Genomic DNA, 456 nt, shown 5'->3' on the forward strand with positions numbered 1-456 from the left:
TCGCGAGTTCGAGTCTCGTCATCCGCTCCAAGACTTTCTTGACGCCAAACTTTTTGGCATAAGTGAGTGGAGGGTCTTGATAAATACATATGCGCGATTAGCTCAGTGGGAGAGCGCTTCCCTGACACGGAAGAGGTCACTGGTTCAATCCCAGTATCGCGCACAAGGACTTTGTCCTAGAAACCGGGCCTGGTTTCGAATGCGGATGTAGCGCAGTTGGTAGCGCATCACCTTGCCAAGGTGAGGGTCGCGAGTTCGAGTCTCGTCATCCGCTCCAGCACATGTAGTGTGTGAGGCGGTATCGCCACGGTGGAATGGCCGAGTGGTGAGGCAACGGTCTGCAAAACCGTGCACACGGGTTCGATTCCCGTTTCCACCTCAAATGCTGGCGCCCAAACAGGGCGCTGCGAGCGCGTTTAGCTCAGCGGGAGAGCGCTTCCCTGACACGGAAGAGGT

The 456-nt window shown here is 56.4% G+C and carries 3 tRNA genes; all 3 read left to right on the plus strand.

Annotation, left to right across the window (positions count from 1 at the left end):
- Positions 1-91: 91 nt before the first annotated feature.
- Positions 92-163, plus strand: a tRNA-Val gene (locus tag HMPREF2635_RS03850).
- A gap of 38 nt (positions 164-201) precedes the next feature.
- Positions 202-277, plus strand: a tRNA-Gly gene (locus HMPREF2635_RS03855).
- Positions 278-308: 31 nt separating this feature from the next.
- Positions 309-379 (plus strand) — tRNA-Cys (locus tag HMPREF2635_RS03860).
- The last annotated feature ends 77 nt before the right edge of the window (positions 380-456 follow it).

This window comes from Corynebacterium sp. HMSC035E02 (genome assembly GCF_001836065.1).
GTDB classification, from domain to species: domain Bacteria; phylum Actinomycetota; class Actinomycetes; order Mycobacteriales; family Mycobacteriaceae; genus Corynebacterium; species Corynebacterium hiratae.